This window comes from Natrinema soli (assembly GCF_028618695.1).
This window is the reverse complement of sequence record NZ_JAQIVI010000687.1, coordinates 1-6,667: the sequence shown is the minus strand read 5'-3', so window position 1 is coordinate 6,667 and position 6,667 is coordinate 1. Positions and strand designations below refer to the sequence as shown.

Annotated in this window: 7 protein-coding genes; 2 read left to right on the top strand and 5 right to left on the bottom strand. The window is 61.9% G+C overall.

What is annotated here, in order from left to right:
• The 4 genes from PGX04_RS30070 to PGX04_RS30055 all read right to left on the bottom strand — a co-directional run.
• Positions 1-348, bottom strand: a 348-nt coding sequence (locus PGX04_RS30070) for a GNAT family N-acetyltransferase (RefSeq protein ID WP_273741844.1), incomplete at its 3' end; no start/stop codon positions are given.
• Between the two features lie 156 nt (positions 349-504).
• The gene (locus PGX04_RS30065; protein ID WP_273741843.1) at positions 505-2,712 is read right to left on the bottom strand and encodes an amino acid permease; all 2,208 of its coding nucleotides are present in this window, start codon (positions 2,710-2,712) and stop codon (positions 505-507) included.
• Positions 2,713-3,022: 310 nt separating this feature from the next.
• Positions 3,023-3,493, bottom strand: coding sequence for an Lrp/AsnC family transcriptional regulator (locus tag PGX04_RS30060; RefSeq protein ID WP_180840272.1), 471 nt, complete (start codon positions 3,491-3,493; stop codon positions 3,023-3,025).
• 252 nt (positions 3,494-3,745) lie between these two features.
• Positions 3,746-4,795, bottom strand: a complete 1,050-nt coding sequence (locus PGX04_RS30055; RefSeq protein ID WP_377043708.1) for an RNA-guided endonuclease TnpB family protein — start codon at positions 4,793-4,795, stop codon at positions 3,746-3,748.
• 268 nt (positions 4,796-5,063) lie between these two features.
• On the opposite strand from PGX04_RS30055, the gene PGX04_RS30050 reads away from it, so the two are divergent.
• Together PGX04_RS30050 and PGX04_RS30045 are read left to right on the top strand one after the other, a co-directional pair.
• Positions 5,064-5,588 (top strand): DUF7529 family protein, encoded by a 525-nt coding sequence (locus tag PGX04_RS30050; RefSeq protein ID WP_273741842.1) that lies wholly within the window; start codon positions 5,064-5,066, stop codon positions 5,586-5,588.
• A gap of 174 nt (positions 5,589-5,762) precedes the next feature.
• Positions 5,763-6,095 carry a hypothetical protein gene (locus tag PGX04_RS30045; protein ID WP_273741841.1) on the top strand — a complete coding sequence of 111 codons (333 nt, stop codon included), beginning with the start codon at positions 5,763-5,765 and terminating at the stop codon, positions 6,093-6,095.
• A gap of 100 nt (positions 6,096-6,195) precedes the next feature.
• Here PGX04_RS30045 and nadC read toward each other — a convergent pair.
• The coding region (nadC, locus tag PGX04_RS30040) for a carboxylating nicotinate-nucleotide diphosphorylase (RefSeq protein WP_273741840.1) at positions 6,196-6,667 on the bottom strand (472 nt) is incomplete at its 5' end.

The window sequence follows — 6,667 nt, the reverse complement described above, 5'->3', positions numbered from 1 at the left end:
GATCGTCGCGCCCCGCTCGCGGCCCCACTCGAAGGTCGCCTCGTTCAGCCGGCGGCTCACGCCCTGCCGGCGATGGTCGGCCGCGACACGCATTCCCTGAAACCAGGCCTCGTCGGGCGAGAGCAGAACGCCCTGGACGATCCCCGCGGCCTCGCCGTCGACTTCCGCGAGGAACGTCTTCCTGTCGGTCTCGTCGTCGTCCTCGAGCCAGTCGTGGTAGATCCGCGGGATGTAGTCGCCGCCGCGGTCGGGCCAGATGTCGCTCGTGAAGTCGGCGACGGCCTCGTAATCGTCGTGGGTCGCGCGGCGGATCTCGACGGACGGATCGGCGTCTGAGTCGGGTGGCATCGTCGGTTGGACAGTCGCACCTCACGTGGCGGTATCGGAAAGAACTTCGCAGCGTGAGTGGTGGCGCGCGCTGGAACACGGCGAGTCACTCGGGATCCGACTCCGTCGCTCCGAACGAGACCGCGCGGGGAGAAGCGGAACAGTGGAGCCGAGCCGTTAGAACACCATGCGCTCGACCAGTCGACGAATCGGTCCGGATCCGCCCCGTTTCGAGTTGACCTGAACCGCCGTGCAGTCGACGCTGTCGATAATTCTGTCCGCCGGACGGCCGAACAGGTTCCCCCGTATCCGTCCGCCGTCCGTCCCGATAACGAGGATGTCGCCCGCGTTCGTCACCGAAACGAAATCCCGTTCGGGGTCGTCGGTCTCGACGATCGACCGATTCACGGGGACCGAACACAGCGACTCGAGTTCCGCGAGGTACTCGTCTATCGTCTCGCGTTGCGTTTCGGTCGCCGCATCATCGAGCGGGTACAGCAGGGTGATACTGCCCCCGGCCTCGGTCGCCAGCGCGTTCGCGACGGTGATCTTCTGCGGATCGAAGGGGCCGCGGTCGGTGACGACCGTGACGGAGTCGATTCGGTTCAGGTCGCGGTCCTCGACGAGCAAGACGTCACACGGCGCTTTGCGAGTGATCCACTCGACGGTCGTCCCGAATATCGGCGCGTAGAGTGGGTCGTCGCTTCGCTCGAGCAGGAGGAAGTCCGCGTCCTCGTGGGCGGCGAAGTTAGCGATCGCCCGCTTCGTGTCGTGGCTGACGATCTCGCCGTAGGTGACCGGCACGTCGAACGCCTCGGTCAGCGGCTCCGTCCGCTCCTCGAACTCGACGTCCGCCGGCGACTGCGTTTCCGACGCCTGCTGGAGCGGCACCTGGTCGGCCACCTCGTCGAACTGAACGACGGTGACGCTCCCGTCGTTCTCGCGGGCGACGTCGGCGGCGATCCGCAGCAACGTTCGCTCTCGCCCCTCGCTCGTCTCCTCGGTGATCGCGACGAGTACCTCGTAGCCGTCGACCGTCTCGATGGTCGCTTTCGTCTGTGCGACGGCCTTGCGACCGACGCTCCGCCGGACGACGTCCGTGGCAGCGCCCTCGCGCTGGACGCGGCTGCGCGCGTAGTAGACGTACCACAGCACCGACGCCGCCGTGATGACGACGGCACCGACGAGCGGAATCGTTCCCATGTAGCCGATGAGCAGGAATCCGCCGGCGATACCGACGAGCTGAGTCCACGGATAGAGCGGCGACTCGAAGCTCGGGTCGTACTCCCCGACGTCCCCCTCGCGAAAGGCGATAACCGCGCCGTTGACCAGCGCGAACACGATGATCTGGAACGCGCTCGCCAGTTTCGCGATCTGGAGGATCGGGACGAACGCGATGAGCACCAACATGACGGCACCGGTGAGCGTGATCGCTCGCACGGGCGTTCCCCACTCGTCGTGGATCTCCGTCAGGGACGGCGGTGCGAGTTTGTCTCGAGCCATCGCAAAGGGATATCGTGACGACGACAGGATCCCGGCGTTGGCCGTGCTGATCAGCGCGAGGACTGCCGCGATGATGATGGCGATCACGCCCAGCCGACCGAGCGTCGCCTCGGCCGCGTGGATCATCGGCACCGCGGAGTCGCTCAACAGATCGGGCGGCGTCACGCCGACCATGACGACGACGATGAGGACGTACAGGAGCGTCGTGAAGCAGAGCGAGCCGAGGATCCCGAGCGGGATGTTCCGATCCGGATTCTCCACCTCCTCGGCCACGCTCGCGATTTTGGTCACGCCGGCGTACGAGACGAACACGAGGCCGGTCGCGGCGAGGAGACCGCCGGATCCCTCGTCGAAGAAGCCGCCGTAGTAGGTGCTGTCCGTCGACGGGAGTCCCCCGACGACGAACCAGACCATCGCCGCGAGCATCACCGCGACGATGGCGATCTGTAGGCGTCCGGTCTGTTTCGCGCCGAAGAGATTGACGAGGACGAGCACGGCCGCCAGCGCGAGCGCGACCGGCTTCACCGGCAGGTCGAACAGGTACAGCACGTACGGGACACCGCCGACCAGCGCCAGCGCGCCCTTGAACGACAGGGAGAACCACGTGCCGACGCCGGCGATCGTTCCGAGCAGCGGGCCCATCCCGCGCTCGATGTAGATGTACGTGCCGCCGGCCTCCGGCATCGCCGTCGCCATTTCGGCCTTGCTCAGGGCGGCCGGTAAGACGAGTACGCCCGCGAGTAAGTAGGCCAGAATGACCGCCGGACCCGCCGTCTTCAGGGCGAGGCCGGGGAGGATGAAGATGCCGCTGCCGATCATCGCGCCGATACTGATCGCGACGACCGCAAACAAGCCGAGGTCTCGTTCGAGTTCTTTTGGCATTGGGAGTGAGTTCGTCAGTCGTTCGGCGACCGCGTCGATACGGGGCTCGAGGCCCGTGTGCTGTCGACCGGGAGGAGAGAGGGAAACGGGGGTGTTCTCTGACTCATAATTGATTCTGTATGGGTAATGGTCGTCGGATCCGCATAAAAGCGCCGATAAATTCGGGATCCGGCAATCAGTACCATGTTGTGTTGTGGACTCGTCCAGAGATCGAGTGAGCGAGGGAACGGAAGAGCAGGAGGACGCGAACCCGTTGCTCGTCGAGTGGACGAAGCGCGCTCAAGCCGACGATCAGCAACAGAGACCGCTGCTATAACTCGTCCACGTCGAACCCGTGGAACGCGCGCTCGTACTCGTTCCGGATGAGGTCCTCGTCGACGACCTCGAGGCCGAGTTCGTCGAGGTCTCGGCCGATCCGACTGAGGTCGTCGCTGTCCGACCCGATCGCTTCGACGTGGACGTTCTCGGTGCCGGTCATGACCTCCCTGACGGCGACGACGCCGGGCACTTCCAGGGCCCGCTGTGCGAGCGCCTCTCGATCGGGGATCGGCGCGGTACAGACGATGAGCGTCTGCAGCTGGTAGCTGGCCGCCTCGTAGTTCACCTCCGGTCGGTAGCCGGTGAGGATGCCACCCTCCTCGAGATTCCGGATCCGGTTGCGGACCGTGCTGGCCGAGACGCCCGCTTTGTCCGCGATCTCGCTCGCCGACGTCTTGCGCGCGTCCTCCTGCAGGCAGTAGATGATGGTCCTGTCGAGATCGTCGAGTGGCTCCTCGCTCATACCCACGGTTGACATCCTCCCCACCCTAAAGGATGAGGATTCCCCGAAGGGGATATTGAGGTTTCGCGTTTCCTCGGGACTCAAAGACGCTTTCGCGTGGTCTGTCAACGGTCGCCGCCCAGTTATGACCAAGGACGTGCTTTGCAGCGCGTGAAGCCGTGTCAAATCGGCCTTCCTCCCCGTATGCAACGGGCATCAATGACGGCGGTTTCTTCAGCCCGCGAGGGAGCACGGTTCGCCTCACCCGAAATGTTAGGCCGTGCATGGTTCCCCCTCTCGTTTCCCGATATTCGCGGCGGCGTTCAAGTCCGCATGGCGTTCGTAGCCGCACGATGGACATCGGAAGTGGTCGCCGTCCCGCGATCCACGTTTACCACATGAAGAACAGTCTTGGCTCGTATACGCCGGGTCAACCGATTCAACTCGGATACCAGCTTGTTCGGCCTTGTAGGTGATGAACGTCTGAAGTTGGTGGAAGTGCCACGAGTGGACACCCAACCACCCCGTACGGTCGCGGATGCCTTCGAGCGTTTCAATCCGTATCACAGGTTTCTCGAATTGGTCGGCGAAATCGACCAGCCGACGCGAGAGTGTATGGTTGAGGTCACGGATACGACGGTGTTCTTTGCTACCCACGCGGTTGTGAGCACGAAGTGCTCCCGCTTTTTGAAGCGAATTGCGTAAGGAACGATATTTCCGTCTGACGTATCGCGCCTCTTTTCCCGAAACCAGCATCGATTCGTCCGTCTCGAGAGCATGAGCGGCGAGGATGTGTCGTTCGCCGATGTCTACGCCGATGGGTGTCTCGCCTTCGGGTTCGGTGTCGTATTCAACGGTGAACGAACAGAACCAGTCCGAACCGCGTCGGTAGACTTGAAGGCGAGACAACTCTGCTTCGCCTTCAAGGATTCGTTCGACGGGTTCGCGTATCTCATCGTGTATGTGTATCGGAGTATACCACCACTGCGAGATGCACGGGAAGCCGACGATGACCGATCCGTTCTCGGTCGTTTCGAGCTCCCAATTCTGGTTGTTCGTAGCGAACGGTTGGGCGGCGGTATAGTCGGTCCAACCGTCGCGCTTGTACTCGGCTTTTGCCTCTCGAATAGCTTGATTCTGAATTGCCGAGTAGAGATCAGTATCGATGCTGGCAGTAGTGACGGACATATCGAGTTCGCCGGAAGCCCATCCATCAACCAACTGTTGCTTCGTATCGCGGTAGACGAGCATAGCGTCTTGCCATTCTCGCCGCCGCGATCGGGTTGGTTGGTGGAACTTCGCGGTTAGAGTGACCGCCACCATTACATATGTAATAGTTACTCGTATACTTAAAACTAACTAATATAATACATGCATTAATAAATAGATGAATAACGGAACTTACGGCGCATATCCTCGCCCTAAAGACGAGACTTTGCGCCTGATTCAACTAAATCGCGCGATTAAAAGTAATTTTCCTGTGAATTCTGCGCTGCACCGCCCTCAACGCGAGCTCGCGTGAGGTAACGTTTTTCCCCTCGCGGTCGTCGGAGTCGAACATGACGAAACGACCGCGGCCGGAGGGAGGCAGATGACGGCGGACGATTCGGACCCACCGACCCGTTCGAATTCGGACGATCCCCTGTGGAACGACCTGCTCGAGGACGCGCGAGCCATCGCCGAGGAGTACCGGGAAGAGGGTTGGGACGCCGTGGTCCTCGAGCCCGCCGACATATCGCCGGTCGAGGAGGCCGAACGAACCGGGCTCGACGTCACCGTCAGCGCCGAGGAGTACGAAGTCGTCGCGGACCTCATCGAGGAGGGGGACGTCACGATTTCTGCGGCCGACGTCTACTACCGACCGCTCGCCGAGGAGGGCAGCGACCGGCGGGTCGCCCTCGCGGTCGAACGCGACGAGGAGACCGAGACTGCGGTCTTCGTCCCGCTCTCCTACGACATCGGCGACTGCCGATCGGTCTTCGAGACGGCGCTCGTCGAGGAGCAGTTACGGATCCACGTGACGGCGGACCCCGACGACGGATGGGTTAGTTTCTCCCACGACGATCCGTCCCTGTTCCTCGAGGAAGCGGACGTTCGGCAGTGGCGCGCGGAGTGATCGGTGGTCAGGGCTATAGTAGCCATTGGAAGGCAATGCATACCCGATCGAACGATCGCTGTGCGATCAGTATCAGTAGTTGGTCACACAGCTTCTTTATCCGAATTTGGACGTGAAAACCGCGGCGAGTACAGGACAAGGAGTTATCATCACCGCTCGATTAGATGACTACTGATGGATTGGGAAGGTGTGAAGAAGGATCTACGGGACGCGGGCTATGCTGGGTTCGAGTTCGATAGCGGAAAGACCGCTGTACCGGGACTCTCCGGAGAGTGGTTGAGCGGTAAGATTGCACGGGAGAGGAAACTGAAACGCGAGAAACAGTCGCTCTTGATACGGATTTGCGATTACCTACCGAGTAGTGCTGCTGTGAATGCCAACCCGGAAAACGCCCCGGAAAGCATACAGAATATTGCTGAAAGACACGGGCTAAACGTCGTGATAGTCAGCGTCTCTAACGATAAAGTGCGTATCGCACTTTGTGACCCCTCAGAACATGATTTGTAACGGTGTGTTCGCACACGTCGTTACCGAACCGCCCGATTCGGTTTCGAGAACGTTTCTAAATAAAGAAATCGCGTTACTATCTATCGGTATGTGAATTGTTTCAGCGGCTACTATCGTCGCCGGTCCGGAACGAGAGGTCCAGCGACGGTGCCGAGTGGGTGAGCGATCCCATCGAGATCACGTCGACGCCCGTCGCGGCGTAATCGGGGACGTCAGCGAGGGTGATTCCGCCGCTGGCCTCGGCGAGCACGCCGTCGGCATCGGCGAGTTCCTCGACGGCCGCTCGCGTCTCCGCCGGCGTCATGTTATCGAGCAGGACGATGTCCGCCCCCGCCTCGGCCGCCCGCGGTGCGTCCGCGGCGGTCTCGACTTCGACGTCGAGCTTCGTCGCGAACGAGGTCCGCGCCCGAAAGTGAGCGACCGCCTCCTCGAGCCCCATTTCGGCGATGTGGTTGTCTTTGACCATCACCATGTGTGAGAGGTCGAGCCGGTGGGTGTCGCCGCCGCCCGCAACGACGGCGCGTTTCTCGAGGCCTCGAAGACCGGGCGTCGTCTTGCGGGTCGCGGCGATC